The 15,687-nt window shown below is 54.5% G+C and carries 13 protein-coding genes and 1 riboswitch; all 13 genes read left to right on the top strand.

The genetic code is table 11. From position 1 onward, the window contains the following. Positions 1-10: 10 nt before the first annotated feature. Positions 11-493, top strand: a complete 483-nt coding sequence (locus tag OEL90_RS13530) for a (2Fe-2S)-binding protein (RefSeq protein ID WP_291402710.1) — start codon at positions 11-13, stop codon at positions 491-493. Beyond that, a complete protein-coding gene (locus OEL90_RS13525; protein ID WP_300689393.1) occupies positions 490-1,839 on the top strand; it encodes a xanthine dehydrogenase family protein molybdopterin-binding subunit in 1,350 nt (449 codons plus the stop codon). The genes OEL90_RS13530 and OEL90_RS13525 overlap by 4 nt, the downstream gene beginning before the upstream one ends. Continuing rightward, entirely contained in the window at positions 1,832-2,869 is a 1,038-nt protein-coding gene (locus tag OEL90_RS13520; protein WP_300689390.1) for a xanthine dehydrogenase family protein molybdopterin-binding subunit, read from the top strand. The genes OEL90_RS13525 and OEL90_RS13520 overlap by 8 nt, the downstream gene beginning before the upstream one ends. After that, positions 2,862-4,619 carry an adenine deaminase gene (gene ade, locus OEL90_RS13515; protein WP_291402703.1) on the top strand — a complete coding sequence of 586 codons (1,758 nt, stop codon included), beginning with the start codon at positions 2,862-2,864 and terminating at the stop codon, positions 4,617-4,619. Before OEL90_RS13520 ends, ade begins: the two co-directional genes overlap by 8 nt. A 393-nt stretch (positions 4,620-5,012) precedes the next feature. Beyond that, positions 5,013-5,921, top strand: a complete 909-nt coding sequence (locus OEL90_RS13510) for a DNA-3-methyladenine glycosylase family protein (RefSeq protein WP_300689386.1) — start codon at positions 5,013-5,015, stop codon at positions 5,919-5,921. A gap of 5 nt (positions 5,922-5,926) precedes the next feature. Next, complete coding sequence (locus OEL90_RS13505; protein WP_291402699.1) at positions 5,927-6,637, top strand: DUF554 domain-containing protein; 711 nt, start codon at positions 5,927-5,929, stop codon at positions 6,635-6,637. 336 nt (positions 6,638-6,973) lie between these two features. Beyond that, on the top strand, positions 6,974-8,599 hold the full coding sequence (locus tag OEL90_RS13500) for an amidohydrolase (protein ID WP_300689383.1): 1,626 nt from the start codon (positions 6,974-6,976) through the stop codon (positions 8,597-8,599). A gap of 423 nt (positions 8,600-9,022) precedes the next feature. After that, a complete protein-coding gene (locus OEL90_RS13495) occupies positions 9,023-9,391 on the top strand; it encodes an ArsR/SmtB family transcription factor (RefSeq protein ID WP_291402695.1) in 369 nt (122 codons plus the stop codon). A gap of 74 nt (positions 9,392-9,465) precedes the next feature. After that, the gene (locus OEL90_RS13490; RefSeq protein WP_300689378.1) at positions 9,466-11,760 is read left to right on the top strand and encodes a heavy metal translocating P-type ATPase; all 2,295 of its coding nucleotides are present in this window, start codon (positions 9,466-9,468) and stop codon (positions 11,758-11,760) included. A 251-nt stretch (positions 11,761-12,011) separates the two neighbouring features. Then, complete coding sequence (locus OEL90_RS13485; protein ID WP_291402691.1) at positions 12,012-12,296, top strand: co-chaperone GroES; 285 nt, start codon at positions 12,012-12,014, stop codon at positions 12,294-12,296. A gap of 111 nt (positions 12,297-12,407) precedes the next feature. Next, positions 12,408-14,030 carry a chaperonin GroEL gene (groL, locus tag OEL90_RS13480; protein WP_291402689.1) on the top strand — a complete coding sequence of 541 codons (1,623 nt, stop codon included), beginning with the start codon at positions 12,408-12,410 and terminating at the stop codon, positions 14,028-14,030. Positions 14,031-14,098: 68 nt separating this feature from the next. After that, positions 14,099-14,198, top strand: a riboswitch (TPP riboswitch). Positions 14,199-14,271: 73 nt separating this feature from the next. Next, entirely contained in the window at positions 14,272-14,814 is a 543-nt protein-coding gene (gene thiT / locus OEL90_RS13475) for an energy-coupled thiamine transporter ThiT (protein ID WP_291402687.1), read from the top strand. A 292-nt stretch (positions 14,815-15,106) separates the two neighbouring features. Then, the gene (locus OEL90_RS13470; RefSeq protein ID WP_300689375.1) at positions 15,107-15,586 is read left to right on the top strand and encodes a helix-turn-helix domain-containing protein; all 480 of its coding nucleotides are present in this window, start codon (positions 15,107-15,109) and stop codon (positions 15,584-15,586) included. Positions 15,587-15,687: the final 101 nt, after the last annotated feature.

The raw sequence follows: 15,687 nt of genomic DNA, 5'->3' as shown, positions 1-15,687 counted from the left end.
GGGTAGCATCATGATTACGCTGAATTTGAATGTGAATGGAAAAGACCACAGGCTTGAAATTGAGGATCACATGAGGCTTTTAGACGTCATCCGAGGTCCGCTGGGGCTGACGGGGACGAAGGAAGGCTGCGGGGAAGGCGAATGCGGCGCTTGCACTGTCATTTTGGACGGCAATGCGGTGGATTCTTGTCTGGTGCTCGCGGCACAATGCGAAGGGAAAAAGATCGTCACGATTGAAGGGCTTGAGACTGCCGATGGTCTTGATCCCGTTCAACAGGCGTTTCTCGATAACGGCGCGGTTCAATGCGGCTACTGCATTCCGGGTATGGTGCTTTCGGCTAAAGCCCTGCTGGACAAGAACGTTGCGCCGGATGACAACGAAATCAAAGAGGCCATCAGCGGGAATCTCTGCCGCTGCACGGGTTATGATAAGATGGTGAAAGCCATCAAAACCGCTTCCGAGGTCATGCAGGAGCGAGGTGAGCAGAAATGAGCACACTGAAATCTGTAGGCCAGAGAATTCAGCGCAAAGACGCCCGGGCGAAGCTGACGGGAACGGCGCTGTATCCTCAGGATATTGAAATGGAAAACTGCGTCTATGGAGCGACAGTCCGGTCTGAGATTCCTCACGGGTATTTTACGCTGGATCTGACGGAAGCTGAAAAAGCACCGGGTGTCATCCGGATCTTTACCGCTGCGGATGTCACTGGGCATAATGTTCATGGGGTTCTGTTCAAGGATCATGAGGTACTTTGCGCCCGTAAGGTTCGCCGTGTCGGTGATCCCATTGCGTTTGTGGTGGCGGAGACTCAGGCTCAGGCGGATGACGCCTGCGCTTTGGTCAAAGTGTCGTATGAAGCACTTCCGGCGGTCTTCGACCCAAAGGAAGCTATGAAAGAGGGCGCACCTCAGGTTCATGACGGCAAAGACAACCTGATTTATCACTATAAATGCAGACGCGGGGATGTGACAAAGGGTTTTGCGGACTCAGCCGTGGTCATTGAGCGGGAGTACGTTTCGCCTTTTGTCGATCATGTCTTTTTACAGCCTGAGAGCGGACTGGCCTATATGGAAGAAGACAAAGTCATTGTGGTGGCGTCCACCCAGTATCCGCACTTTGACCAGATCGAAGTGGCGGAGGCCATAGGCTGGGAGCTGGAGCAGGTGGTCATTCTGAATCCTGTAGTCGGCGGCGCCTTTGGCGGCCGGGAGGATATCAGCATGCAGATTCACCTGGCGCTGGCGACGATTGCCCTTGGCCGTCCGGTCAAGACGACTATGGCTCGGGAGGAGTCCTTCTACGCGCACTCCAAGCGGCACCCGGTCTTCATGCGCCTTAAAGTTGGCGCGGCTGAGGACGGGAAGCTGCTGGCCCTGGAAGCTGAGCTTCACGGGGATACCGGAGCATACGCGTCCTGGGCGATCAACGTCATGCGAAAAGCAGGCGTTCACATTACCGGACCTTATGAAATTGAAAACGTCTTTGTTGACAGCTACTCAGTTTATACCAACAATCCTTATGCCGGCGCTATGCGGGGCTTTGGAGCGACTCAGGTACCGGTAGCCTATGAGCAGCATATGGACATTTTGGCGGAAGCCCTGGGCATGACGCCTTATGAGATTCGTATGAAGAACCTCTTCAGAAAAGGCTCAGTCACGGCGAACGGTCAGGTTCTGACGGAGTCTGTGCCCCTGGAGACTTGTCTTGAGATTTTGAACCAGGCTATGAATGGCGGCAGTGAAGCTGCGGGCCTTGATGCGGCATCTTCAGGGACCAAAGCAGTGCCGGGATCCGATTCTGCAGCGGTTCAAGAAAGGTCGGTGACGGAACATGCTTAAGCGCGGAAGAGGTATAGCACTCAGCTGGTATGGCACGGGTTATGGCAATGGTTTCCCGGATTATTCCGTGGCGACTGTTGAACTCGCTGAAAATGGGGAGATTTTGCTTCGTGTCGGTGCCACTGAGGTAGGACAGGGCTCGAAGACCATCATGCCTCAGGTCTGTGCCGAGGTACTTGGAATCCATTCCGACCAGGTCCATATGATCTGCGAAGATACCAGAGAATTTCTGGATTCCGGAACGGCGGCGGCCAGCCGTCAGACCTATAATACAGGCAATGCGGTGCTGAAGGCCTCAGAGTCCTTCAAAAAAGCGTTGCTGGAAGAAGCGCGGCTGTATTTGAAGCTCAACTCCACTGCGGGTCTTGAAATGGCGGATCAAAAGATTTGGCTTCCAATCTTCCCAAGCCGAAAGACGACGTTTGCGGAACTCGCATCCCATCTGAAGTCTGAGGGCCGGGTGCTGGCGGTGACGGATTCGTTTACGGCACAGACTATTGGCATGAACCCGGAGACGGGCGAAGGGGTGCCTTACTGGCCGTACACCTTCAACGCTTACGGCACAGAGGTTGAGGTGGATACCGAGACCGGCCGGGTGCAGGTGCTGCAGGCCTGGTGCGTCCAGGACGTGGGCCGTGCCATCAACCCGGATCTGGTAGAAGGCCAGATTGACGGCGGCTTTGTCATGGGTCTTGGGTATGCACTGTACGAGGACCTTGGGGTCAAGGACGGCGTCATCAAGAACAACAAGTTTGCGAAATATATTATCCCAACGGCTATGGACATTCCGACGATTCACAAGTACATTGTGGAGGATCCGGAAAATACGGCGCCATACGGGGCAAAGGGCATAGGCGAGCCGACCATGGTGCCGGTGGCGCCTGCGATCCTCAATGCTATCTACGATGCCATAGGGATCCGGATTTTCGAATTGCCTGCAACGCCAGACGTAGTGCTGAAAGCCATAGTGGCGGACCGTGAGGCAAAAGCGAAAGCTGCTGTAGCGGAGGGAGCTGACGCCAATGGCTAGTCCTGGCCTTGCGATTGACCGAACGGCTTTGAAAGCGAAGATCAAAAATCGCATAGACGTGGCCAGCGGCCGTGTCAAAGCGGATCTTGTCCTGAAGAATGCCAGAATTGTCAGCGTTTTTACCGAGGAAATTCTGGAAGGGGATGTGGCTATTGTCGGCGGCGAGATCGCCGGCATTGGCCAGTATGAAGGGCTGGAGGAGATTGACCTGGAGGGCCGCTATGTGGCGCCGGGGCTGATCGACGGCCACGTTCACATTGAGTCCTCCATGGTGACACCGGCGCAGTTCGCGAAGACGATTCTGCCCCGGGGCACCACCACGATTATTGCGGATCCCCATGAAATTGCCAACGTCTGCGGGCTTGGGGGGATCCAGTATATACTGGACAACAGCGAGGTTTTGCCGCTGGATGTCTATGTCATGCTGCCGTCCTGTGTGCCTTCCACGTCCTTTGAAAATGCCGGGGCGAAGCTCCTGGCGGCGGACCTGGAAACGCTGATCAACCATCCCCGTGTCCTCGGACTGGGGGAGATGATGGACTATCCTGCCGTGGAGAGCGCTTCGCCCGAAGCCATTGATAAGCTTGCTGTTGCCGATGGAAAGCTCATCGACGGCCACGGCCCTGTCATAAAGGACAAGGGGCTCAACGCCTATGTGGCGGGTGGGGTAAGAACCGAGCACGAATGTACCACGGTGGAGGAGATGATCGACCGCCTTCGCCTGGGTATGTATATCCAAATCCGGGAGGGCTCTGCGGCCCGGAACCTGGCGGAGTTGGTGGCCGGGGTCAACAAGGACAATGTACGGCGCATTTTCTTCTGCACGGATGACCGCCACCCGGGGGACATCCTGGTGGAAGGCCATATTGACAACAACGTCAGGCTGGCGATCTCCCGAGGCCTGGCGCCGATTACCGCCATTAAAATGGCGTCTTTGAATGCGGCGGAGGCTTACAGGCTCTATGACCGGGGCGCTGTAGCGCCGGGTTACCAGGCGGACCTGATCGTCTTTGACGATCTTAAAGCCTTCAATATTGAAATGGTGTTCAAAGGCGGACGTCTGGTCGCGGAGCATGGGAAAGCGCTGTTCGAGGTGACGGAAATTGCCTCGGAGGCAGTTGTGAATACGGTCAACTTTAAACCGGTTGCTGCCGATGATCTTCGAATCGCCATGTCCTCTGACTTTGCCCGGGTTATCCGGCTGCTGCCGCATTCTCTGGTGACGGAGAGCGCAGTCCGTAAGGTCGTGACTGAGGATGGTTTCTTCAAGTATGACGAGCGTCTAGACATTTTGAAGCTCCTGGTTATCGAGCGCCACCACGCCACAGGCAATATTGGCAAGGGCCTGGTGGAGGGCTTTGGCCTCAAGAATGGCGCCATTGCCACGACTATAGCCCACGACAGCCACAATTTAATTGTGATTGGGGACACCAATGAGAACCTGCTGGCAGCTATTGAGGAAATTCAGCGCATTGGCGGAGGGATCGCCATGGTCAAGGGAGGCGAGGTCGTGGCCTCCATGCCGCTGCCTATTGGCGGCTTGATGTCCGACGAGCCTATTGAGCTGGTGGATGATCGGCTCAAAGCACTCTTGGAAGTGGGTTACAGCCTGGGTGTCAAGCGTGTCTACGATCCGGTGATGACTCTGGCGTTTCTGGCGCTGCCGGTGATCCCGGAGATTAAGCTGACAGATGTAGGTTTGTTTGATGTGAATAAGTTTGAGTTTGTAGAGTTAAGTGTGACGGATTAGAAAGCAGGGCGCTGAGGCGCCCTGCTTTTTTCGCGCCCCAGGGGGCGCGAAACCAGCCGGCAACGCCGGCTGGCTAGTCTTAAACGAGGAGGCCGCGAAGGCTAACAGAAGTGCACAAACAAAAGAGGAACCACATTGAAGAGAGCTTGCTCTCTGAACTGTGGGACTGATTTTGTTTGTATAGGGCGCAGCCCGTGTCCCAGAGCGAAGCGCAGCGGAGCTCTGGGATAAACGACTTTTAGCCACTTGAGAAACTCGGTGTCAGACACCGAGTTTCTCTTCAAACCGCGAAAATGGTGCCCCGCACCATTTTCCTTCCATTTTTCGCACAAAACAATTTGCAAATTCTCCCTGAAAACGTTACAATTTCTTAAGATGTGTGAGGTGGAACGGATGGCAGCCTTAGAATTCGTCAATGAAGATGCAAAAACCTCTGGGATCATAAGACTGCCGAGTGCCTATTTCGATCTGGTCAAAACCTTTGAATGCGGTCAGGCATTCCGGTGGCGAAAGCTTGACAGCGGCCTCCCAGAAGACACTGAAGCTGCCTATGAGGGTGCAGCATCGGGACGGTATTTGAGGCTGAGACAATCGGCGGGGATAGTGGTTTTAGAGACTGCGCCTGAGGACTTCGAGAGCTTCTGGAAAAGTTATTTCGATCTGGACACGGATTACTCGGCCATCGAAGAGACCTTGCTGAGACGGGATCCAAGCGCCGCCATGGCAAAAGCGGCTCAATTTGGCCGCGGGATCCGCATCCTCAGGCAGGACCCGTGGGAAATGCTCGTGACCTTCATCCTCTCGGGCAACAACAATATCCCCAGAATAAAATGCAGCATCGAGGTGCTTTCTGAACGGTTTGGGGAAAGCGTTCCGCATTCCACCATGAAGGCCTTCCCAAAGCCTGAAGTGCTGGCTGGGCTGGGGTTGGATGACTATCGGCAGGCTGGAGCGGGTTATAGAGACCAATATTTGCTGGCCACGGCGCAGAAGGTCGCCAGCGGGGAAGCGGATCTGGAGGCTTGGCGGGGGCTTGATGACGACCAGCTGAAGAAAGCCTTGCTGACGCTGCCGGGAGTCGGTGACAAAGTCGCGTCCTGCATCATGCTGTTCGGTTATGGGCGGAGGGCGTCTTTTCCAGTGGACACCTGGGTTATGAAGATGATGCGGCGGCTGTATTTCAGCCATGAGGCCAGCGCTAAAGACATAAAAGCCTTCGCGGAGGATCTTTTTGGAGACCAAGCTGGGTATGCACAACAATTATTGTTTCATTGGGGCAGAAATTCAGAAATGGAGGCGTAAGCAGTATGATTTTGTCAGGTACAATTGCAAATGCGGTTGCAGTATTGATTGGAGGGATTCTCGGCCTTCTGATCGGGAAGAGGATGCCGGAGAAGTTCGGGCAAGCTATCATTAAGACGCTGTCACTGGGCGTCATTATCATTGGGGTATCAAGTGCATTAACGGAGTCGAACATTTTGGTGGTGCTGCTGAGCCTGGCGCTGGGCACGGCTATTGGCGAGGGCATCAACATTGAGCAAAGGCTGGAGAACATGACCCACGCGGTGGAGCGCAGGTTTATCAAAGGGACCGGCGGGTTTACGAAAGGCTTTGTCACGGCGACGCTGCTATTCTGCGTGGGCTCCATGGCCATCATGGGGGCCCTTGAGGGCGGCCTCAGCAACAATCACCAGACGCTGTACGCCAAGTCGGTCATTGACGGCATTGTGTCGGTCATTTTCGCGGCGACCCTGGGCATAGGCGTGGCGTTTTCCAGCATCAGCGTGCTGGTGTATCAGGGACTGATCGCGCTGACGGCGGGATCCGTGAAGGATTTGCTTAGCCCGGAGGTCATTGGGGCTATGACGTCGGCCGGTGGGATGCTGATTATGGCGCTGGGCTTCAAAATGCTGGTGGACGCGGATCTCAAGGTGGGCAATATGCTCCCGGCGGTGTTTTTGCCGGTGGCCCTGGTGCCGTTTTACAACTGGGTCGCGGGTATGATTGGGGTGCTTTAGGTTTTGAAGGAATGCCAGCCGTCGTAAGTGGCGGTTGGTGTTTGGGATAGGAAAGAAGGTTGGTGACTATAGGTATCAGCTTTCTTTTTTTGTTTTTTGGGGAAAGTGATAGGTTTTGCCGATGGTCGTAAAAATGTTAAACTATTTTTACCGTGAAGTAAGGGGAATCCTACTTATAACGGTCTTGGGAAAACTGACGCCAGGGACGTGAAACCCGCTTTGGAAGGGCGCGCCAGCCTTTTGCGCGAAGGCTGCCTGGTATGGGCGCGATGTTGGCGCTGAAATTGCATGTTAAAAATTGATGGACTCAAAACATTTCAGAAGGAGTGTTTCGCAATGTTTGACAAGATCTTTTTCAACGGTGTGATTCAAACTATGGATGATAATGAAACAATTTATGAAGCTATAGGCCTCAAAGACGGAAAAATTGCCTTTTTGGGCAGCAGTCTGGAAGCTTTGGAGCTTGAGGCGCTGGCGGGCCATGACCTACAGGGAAAGCTGGTGCTTCCGGGGTTTATGGATACCCACCTGCACATCTTGGAATATGCGGTTTCCAAGATTACCGCGTCGTTTTTTGACTGCGCTTCGCCCGAGGAGGTCGTTGCGCGGGGGCAGGTATTTGCCCGGGAGAAGGGACCTTACCGGGGCTGGCTGCTGGGCTGGGGCTGGAACCAGAATCTCTTTGCGGGAGAACAGCGATTCGTTACGAGAGCCGATCTGGATTTGGTGTCGACCGAGCTTCCGGTGGTCTACACCAGAGTCTGCGGCCACATTGCCGTTGCCAACAGCGTGGCTATGGAGCGAATTCTGCAGATGGAAGAGGCGAAAAAAGTCTCCGCTTACATTGACGCTGAGACGGGGGTGCTGCAGGAAAGTGCGGCTTTCCTCCACAAGCTGCTGCTGGAACCGCTGACGGAAGAGGCTGTGATCCAGCTGATGACCATGGGCCAGGCGGATCTGAACCGGGAGGGGATTACGTCTATTCACTCCACAGATTTCATGGGGATGCCGGATGGCGAGTGGCGCCAGGTGGTCGGCGCCATGGAGGCTATGGATCGGGCGCAGGCTTTGACGGTTCGGGTTTGTGAGCAGTGTCTGTTCAATACCCTGGAGGAATTTGAGGGCTTCTTGGAGGCGGGTTATACGACGGGCGTGGGCAGTGCGTTTTTCCGCATTGGGCCTCTCAAACTGTTTTCGGATGGTTCCTTGGGGGCCCGGACTGCGCTGTTGTCTGCGCCTTATAGTGACGATCCCGGGACCACGGGCATACAAAGCTTTGAAAAGGAGGAGCTGAGGGCGTTTATGGTCTTGGCGGAGAGCCGCGGCATGCAGGTCGCCGTGCACGCGATTGGGGATGGGGCGATTGACTTGACGGTGACGTTGCTTGAGGAGCTGGTGAAAGCCCGTGGCTCAGCCGATGGTCACCTCAACCCCCTGAGGCACGGCATCATACACGCCCAGCTGACGACCCAGGTGCTGCTGGAAAAAATGCGGCAGGCGGGGCTCCTTGCCTACATTCAGCCGGTGTTTGTACCATCGGACATGGGGATCGTGGAGGCGAGGATTGGCCGCGAACGCATGGACAAGGTCTACGCCTGGAAGACCATGCGTGACATGGGGATCCGGACGGCGGGCAGCTCCGACGCGCCGGTGGAGAGCTTCAGTGTTGTTGAAAATATTTACGCCGCTGTTGAGCGCTGCGATTTTTCGGGGGAGCCTGATGGCGGGTGGCTGCCGGAGGAGAAGCTTAGCGTGATGGAAGCTGTCCGGCTCTTCACTTCCGATGCCGCCTATGTGTCCTTTGATGAGGCAAGTCTCGGGACGTTAGAGGTTGGAAAGCTCGCGGATCTGGTCGTCCTGGATCGTAATCTTTTCGAGCTGACAGGCAGGGAATTGCTTGAGGCGAAAGTCGCCATGACCCTGGTTGGCGGTCGGGTTGTTTATGAGGCTGGAGAGGTGTAGTGGAAGATAGTTGGAATGGAAGATGGTTGAGATAGGTGTTGGTTGAAATGGAAGCCGGAGCCCCTGATAGTGCGGGGCTCCGGCCTTTTTTTGGAAGGCGTCAGCACTCAAGCTCTGGCACCGGATTAAGTTTGGTGTCAGACACTCACTTGAGTTCGGTGTCAGACACTCACTTGAGTTCGGTGTCAGACACTCACTGCAACTCGGTGTCAGACACTCATTGCAACTCAGTGTCAGACACTCATTGCAACTCAGTGTCAGACACTCACTGTAACTTGGTGTCAGACGCCCACCGCAACTCGGGGACGGACACTCGCTTAACCTTATTGGTTTTTCATCTTGACGGAGCCGCCTCATAGGCATATAATTTAATTGAACACATGAACAGATATACATATGTTCAATCGAAAAGGAGACCAAATTATGAATCTCGAGGTACAAAATGAGTATAAATGCGACTGCGCCATCATCCACGAAGACGTGGTGGAAAAAGTTAAAGCGGATCAGCATCCCGAGGAACACCTGATTGACCTGGCGGACTTTTTCAAAGTGCTGGGAGACTCAACACGGATCAGGATTCTGAGCGCACTGGCTCATTCTGAGCTCTGCGTGTGCGACATCGCCCACGTTCTCAACATGACCCAATCGTCCATCAGCCATCAGCTCCGCATTCTGAAGCAGGCACGGCTGGTGAGAAACCGACGGGACGGCAAGGTAATCTATTACAGGCTGGACGACGAGCACGTCGCCGCCATCATGAACGCCGGCCTCGTTCACCTGAGCCACGAATAGTGCCGCAAAGATAATAAATCAAAGAACACCCCGCGCTGCCCATAAAGGTAAGCGTACTGACAGGAGAGGATCCCATGAACGCAACCCAAACCGCCATAGACAGTAAGTCCCAAAAATTTCAGTACGAGCTTACCGGACTCAACTGCGCCAGCTGCGCGGCCAAGATTGAGACGGCAGTCAACGCCCTGCCGGAGGTGGAAATTGCCACCCTGCGATTCGCAACGAAAAAGCTGATCGTGAAGACAGTTGAAGGTGTTTCAGCGCCGGTACCAGAGCTTTTGGCAGATAAAATCACCGAAGTTGTCCACCGCTATGAGCCCCATGTTGGGGTCAGGGACCTGGCTCAAGTCCAGCACCATAACCATGACCAGGACCACGAACACGGCCATTCCCACGGCCAAGAAACGGAAAAACGCGATAAAACTGAGCTCATCATAGGAGCAGGTTTATACTTTGGCGCCATGCTGGGCAGTGCCCTGGGGCTCCTGCCGGACCCGGTAAGAATTGGCATCTACGTGGTCGCTTACCTGCTGGTGGGCCGCGGTGTCCTCCTCGGCGCTTTCAACAACCTCAGGCAGGGCAACTGGTTTGAGGAAAAATTCCTCATGTCTATAGCCACCGTCAGCGCCTGGGTCATTGGCGAATATCCGGAGGCCGTGGCCGTCATGCTGTTTTACCGGGTTGGGGAGTTGTTCGAGGACTACGCGGTCAACAAATCCCGCAAATCCATTGCCTCCCTCATGGACATCAAGGTCGAAAAGACCCACTGGATCGTGGAGGCCCAGGCGGGGGAAGAGGGCTCATCGGCTGCGCTTTTGGCTCAGCCTCTCAGCAAGGCGTTTTCAACCATGGTCACGGCTCAAACCACCTCACCGCAGCCGCAGCAGCAGCTTCAGACACAAGCCGCCCCTGAAGAAATCCGCGATATCGACACCGAATTCGTCAAAAGCGGCAGCCTCATCCTGGTCAAGCCCGGCGAGCGCATCCCGCTGGACGGCATAGTTGAAAGTGGCATGGCCGTCCTGGACACCTCCGCCATCACCGGCGAATCCCTTCCTTTAGAAGTCGCACCGGGGTCGACGGTCTTCGGCGGCAGCATCAACAAGACCGGCGTGCTCAGGATTCGGACGAGCGCGGATTATGAGTCTTCGACTATTGGCAGAATTCTTGAGCTGATCGAGTCGGCCGCGGATAAAAAGGCCAGCACAGAGCGGTTCATCACGCGCTTCGCCAAGGTTTATACACCAGCGGTTGTCCTGGTCGCCGCCCTCATAGCGATTGTGCCGCCGCTGGTCACCGGGGACAGCTGGACGACGTGGCTGTACCGGGCGTCGATCTTCCTGGTAGTCTCCTGTCCGTGCGCGTTGGTGATTTCGGTTCCGCTGGGCTTCTTTGGCGGGATTGGCCGGGCGTCTTCGAGAGGGATTCTCATCAAGGGCGGCAACTACCTGGAGGCTCTGGTGGGCGCGGACACGGTCTTTCTGGACAAGACGGGCACTATCACCGAGGGCAAGTTCAAAGTGGCACAGATCCACGGCCACACCCGCGAGGCGGCACTCCTGGAAGGGGCAGCGGCGCTGGAGCATCTTTCCAATCACCCCATTGCCAAAGCGATCACTGAAGAGGCCAAAGCCCGCGGGATTGTCTTTGGGATGATCGAGGATTACGAGGAACTGGCGGGCCGCGGCGTCCGGGCAACCTACGATGGTCGTCTATGGCACGTAGGCAGCGCCAGACTGCTGGAGGAGCTGGGCATTACGCCCGGCGTCAGCGGCGGTCAGCTGACCCGGGTGCACGTGGTGGTCGACGGCGCATGGCTTGGAGCCATTGACGTCAGCGACCAGATTAAAGCGACCTCTGCGGCAGCCATAGCGGCAATGCGTCGGGAAGGCGTGGGACAGGTTGTCATGCTGACCGGCGACCGCAAAGAAATCGCGGAGGCCATTGGCGCAGAGGCTGGGCTGGACCTGGTTCTCAGCGAGCTGCTGCCGGACGGTAAGGTCAAGGCCATTGAGGATGCCCGGGGTCGCGGCCGCAAGGTCGTCTTCGTGGGCGACGGCCTCAACGACGCACCAGCCCTGGCGATTGCCGATGTAGGCATTGCCATGGGCGGCCTCGGAGCGGATCTCTCCATTGAAGCCGCGGATATTGTCATTATGAATGACGACCTGGACAAGGTGGCCGAGGCCATTCAGATCAGCAAGAAGACGAATGCCGTGGTGCGCCAGAACATTGCCCTGGCCCTTGGGATCAAGGCGCTGGTGCTGGGGTTGGGCACTCTGGGCCTCGCATCCATGTGGCAAGCAGTATTTGCCGATGTCGGCGTCGCCCTCCTGGCCATTTTGAATTCGATGCGGGTGCATAAGTAGGGAATGTGTGGGGGTCCGGTACAGAATGCGACTCGGTACCTGACCCCAAGTTGCACTCTGTACCGGACCCAATGACAACTTCCACACAATTATTAGCACTCGTGTTATACGAGTGCCAAAAAACTATTGATAATTATCAGAAATTATATTATGATAGTTCCAGAGCGTTAGGTTTATGGCTCTCTGCGCTCTCCTCAAGCAGGAAGTGCCGGGAGTTTTTCATCTCAATTATATGAACAGGAGGATTCAACATGAACATCAGACCTTTAGGCGAGCGCGTGGTCATCCGCAAGCTCGAAGCCGAAGAAAAAACAAAAAGCGGGATCGTTCTCCCGGGTCAGGCTCAAGAGAAGCCTCAGTACGCGGAAGTTGTCGCAGTCGGACCAGGCGGCATGATTGATGGCAAAGAAATCGTCATGGAAGTCAAAGTGGGCGACAAGGTCATTTTCCCTAAGTATGCCGGCACAGAAGTCAAGATCGACAACGAAGAGTTCACCATTATTGAGCAGTCCAAGCTTTTGGGAATCGTTGAATAGTTTAGACTTCCATTAAACGTCTACCTGTCTATATGTCACAGACAAAGCAAAAAGGCACCTCAGTGCATAAATAATTCAAATCCAACATTCACTACAGGAGGTTAACCCTACATGGCTAAAGAAATCATGTATTCAGAAGAAGTGAGACGCAAGCTCGAAACCGGCGTCAACAAGCTTGCAGATACGGTCAAAGTCACCCTCGGCCCTAAAGGCCGCAACGTCATCCTCGACAAGAAATTTGGCGCGCCGCTGATCACCAATGACGGCGTTACCATTGCCAGAGAAATCGAGCTTGAAGATGCCTACGAGAACATGGGCGCACAGCTCGTCAAAGAAGTCGCGACTAAGACCAACGACGTCGCTGGCGACGGTACTACCACCGCAACCCTCCTCGCTCAAGCGATCATCCGCGAAGGCGTGAAGAACGTCGCGGCTGGCGCGAACCCAATGATCCTCAAGCAGGGCATTGAGAAAGCAGTCAAACTTGCCGTAGAAGGCCTCAAGGACATGAGCGTCAATATTGAAACCCAAAACGACATTGCAGACGTCGCGTCGATCTCTGCAGGCGACGAAACTATTGGCGATCTCATTGCGGAAGCCATGGAAAAGGTCGGCAAAGACGGCGTCATCACGGTTGAAGAGTCCAAGACCATGAGCACCCAGCTCGAAGTCGTCGAAGGCATGCAGTTCGACCGCGGCTACATCTCCGCATACATGATCACTGATCCGGACAAAATGGAAGCGGTCCTCGAAAACCCGTACATCCTGATCACGGACAAGAAGATCTCCAATATCCAGGAAGTGCTCCCAATCCTCGAGCAAATCGTTCAGCAGGGCAGAAAGCTCCTGATCATCGCTGAAGACGTCGAAGGCGAAGCCCTCTCCACGCTGGTCGTCAACAAGCTCCGCGGCACCTTCGAGTGCGTGGCGGTCAAAGCCCCTGGCTTTGGCGACAGAAGAAAAGCAATGCTCGCTGACATTGCTGCTGTCACAGGCGGCACAGTCATTTCCGAGGAGCTTGGCTACGAGCTCAAGACCGCTGACGTCTCCCTCCTTGGCCGTGCCAAGTCTGTCAAAGTCAGCAAGGACAACACGACCATCATCGATGGCGAAGGCGACCACGGCAACATCCAGGACCGCATCCGCCAGATCCGCGTCCAAATCGAAGAAACCACTTCCGACTTCGACAAAGAAAAGCTTCAAGAGCGCCTGGCTAAACTCGCCGGCGGCGTAGCGGTCATCCAGGTTGGCGCTGCAACGGAAGTCGAAATGAAAGAGAAGAAGCTCCGCCTCGAGGACGCTCTCAACGCGACTCGCGCAGCGGTTGAAGAAGGTATTGTCCCAGGCGGCGGCACAGCGTTGATTGGCGTGCTTCCTGAAATCTACAAGCTGATCGAAAGCCTCGAAGGCGACCAGAAGACGGGCGCTAAGATCATCGCCCGCGCTCTCGAAGAGCCGGTTCGCCAAATCGCCATCAATGCTGGCCAAGAAGGCTCCGTCATCGTTGAGCACGTCAAGAACGCTGACAAAGGCGTCGGCTTCAACGCCCTCACCGGCGAGTACGTCAACATGCTCCAGGCGGGTATCGTTGACCCTACGAAAGTCACGCGCTCCGCAGTTCAAAACGCAGCGTCCATTTCCGCCATGTTCCTCACCACCGAAGCAGCGGTTGTCGACATTCCTTCCAAGGATGCTGGCCCTGCAATGGGCGGCGGCATGCCGGGCATGATGTAGGCTGAACCAAAATTCAGCGCTCCTTTTAATTGAGCGCAGTCATACAACGAAGTCATGAGAAAATTGAATCCGTACACTAGGGGAGCAAATGCTGAGAATGGCTATAAGCCGTGACCCTTCGAACCTGATCCGGGTAGTGCCGGCGTAGGGAAGTGTGTTTAGAGTCTTCTGAAGATCCTGTACACACCCTGTACAGGATCTTTTTCTCGCTTTGACATAAAAACCGAGAGGAGACTCATCCATGAAAAACAAACTCACTGTCAAAATGCTGGTCGAAGGCGGCGTCATGCTGGCCCTCGCCTATGTCCTCAGCCTGGTCGTCATCTTTCAGATGCCCAGCGGCGGATCCATCACAGCCGTCAGCATGCTGCCCATCCTGATCTACGCGGTTCGCTATGGTGCCGGCCCCGGCCTCTTTGTGGCCATAGTGTATGGAATCCTTCAGTTCATCCTGGGACCAAAATGGTCTTTCCACCCAGTCTCTATCCTGTTTGACTACGTTCTGGGCTTTGGATTCCTGGGACTGGCAGGCCTGTTTGGGAAGAAGCTGGTGAACGCGACCTTTGGCATCCTCCTGGGCGTCTTTCTGCGCTATGTGTCCAGCGTCATTTCAGGCGTCGTCGTCTTTGCTTCCTATGCGCCGGAGGGCCAGAATCCTCTGATCTACTCGCTGATCTACAACGCCTCCTACATGCTGCCGGAAATGCTGCTGACCATTGCGGCGTTCGCGTTTGTGTATAAGCGTCTGGTGGCGCCGGCAGGCACTGTGGCTGTGGAAAATTGATAAGGTGTGGAAGAGGGTGAAGTGGGTGTCTGAGGCCCCTTGCACCTATTGACCTCAGGTTCTTCAACCCTTTTCCAGCGGAAAGAAAAAACGACTATCGGCTAAGTCCTTGAGCTTTTTAAAGCTTCAGGACTCTGCCGATGGTCGTTGATTTTTACACATATATTTAACGATACCACGGATTGATAACACATTTATAGCACGATTATAACACGTGGTGCTATAGAATGAAAAACAGGATAGCACGATGTGTTATAATAGTGTTATAATAATGCTATAAGAGGTGAGGACCATGCTGCCAAAAACTGAATCACTTATTGTCGAGTTTAAAAGCGACCGCAATAAAATATCTGATACTGAAATTGTTGAAACTATTGTTGGTTTTGCCAATACCCAAGGCGGAAAACTTTATATTGGAATCGAAGATGATGGTACGGTTTCGGGTTTAAACCAAAGTCGTAAAAATCTATCAGGACTGGCTGCACTTATCGCTAATCATACGGTTCCCCCTCAATCCGTTAGAGTGGAGATGATTGAGGCTCCGCGCAATGTGATGATTGTCGAAGTACCTGCGAGTCCAAGCATAGTTGGAACGGCATCCGGTAAAGTGCTTCGCCGACGTCTAAAAGCAGATGGAACACCAGAAACGATTCCAATGTATCCGCATGAATATGTGACCCGACTTTCCGGTTTAAGACTTTTGGACTATTCAGCGCAAGTTATTTTAGATTCGAGTTATAATGATTGGCGCCTCGCTAAATCGAGTGGGTAAGGCCACTTTTGATTTCCAGATTTAGTCGGCCTCCTAACAAGTAAATCATGGTGGTAAACGTTTTTACGTTTCTATACCCACGAGCTCTGTTACGAGCTGAC

Origin of the sequence: Acidaminobacter sp., assembly GCF_030247605.1 — a bacterium.
GTDB lineage: Bacteria > Bacillota > Clostridia > Peptostreptococcales > Acidaminobacteraceae > Acidaminobacter.
Note: the sequence above shows the minus strand (reverse complement) of the source record. Positions and strands in the feature narration are given on the sequence as shown.

Bases quoted from the DNA above. Each gene is read 5' to 3' on its own strand.
- OEL90_RS13500 (WP_300689383.1), top strand. From the start codon at position 6,974: ATGTTTGACAAGATCTTTTTCAACGGTGTGATTCAAACTATGGATGAT.
- ade (WP_291402703.1), top strand. From the start codon at position 2,862: ATGGCTAGTCCTGGCCTTGCGATTGACCGAACGGCTTTGAAAGCGAAG.
- thiT (WP_291402687.1), top strand. From the start codon at position 14,272: ATGAAAAACAAACTCACTGTCAAAATGCTGGTCGAAGGCGGCGTCATG.
- OEL90_RS13525 (WP_300689393.1), top strand. From the start codon at position 490: ATGAGCACACTGAAATCTGTAGGCCAGAGAATTCAGCGCAAAGACGCC.
- groL (WP_291402689.1), top strand. From the start codon at position 12,408: ATGGCTAAAGAAATCATGTATTCAGAAGAAGTGAGACGCAAGCTCGAA.
- OEL90_RS13485 (WP_291402691.1), top strand. From the start codon at position 12,012: ATGAACATCAGACCTTTAGGCGAGCGCGTGGTCATCCGCAAGCTCGAA.
- OEL90_RS13495 (WP_291402695.1), top strand. From the start codon at position 9,023: ATGAATCTCGAGGTACAAAATGAGTATAAATGCGACTGCGCCATCATC.
- OEL90_RS13530 (WP_291402710.1), top strand. From the start codon at position 11: ATGATTACGCTGAATTTGAATGTGAATGGAAAAGACCACAGGCTTGAA.
- OEL90_RS13510 (WP_300689386.1), top strand. From the start codon at position 5,013: ATGGCAGCCTTAGAATTCGTCAATGAAGATGCAAAAACCTCTGGGATC.
- OEL90_RS13520 (WP_300689390.1), top strand. From the start codon at position 1,832: ATGCTTAAGCGCGGAAGAGGTATAGCACTCAGCTGGTATGGCACGGGT.
- OEL90_RS13470 (WP_300689375.1), top strand. From the start codon at position 15,107: ATGCTGCCAAAAACTGAATCACTTATTGTCGAGTTTAAAAGCGACCGC.
- OEL90_RS13505 (WP_291402699.1), top strand. From the start codon at position 5,927: ATGATTTTGTCAGGTACAATTGCAAATGCGGTTGCAGTATTGATTGGA.
- OEL90_RS13490 (WP_300689378.1), top strand. From the start codon at position 9,466: ATGAACGCAACCCAAACCGCCATAGACAGTAAGTCCCAAAAATTTCAG.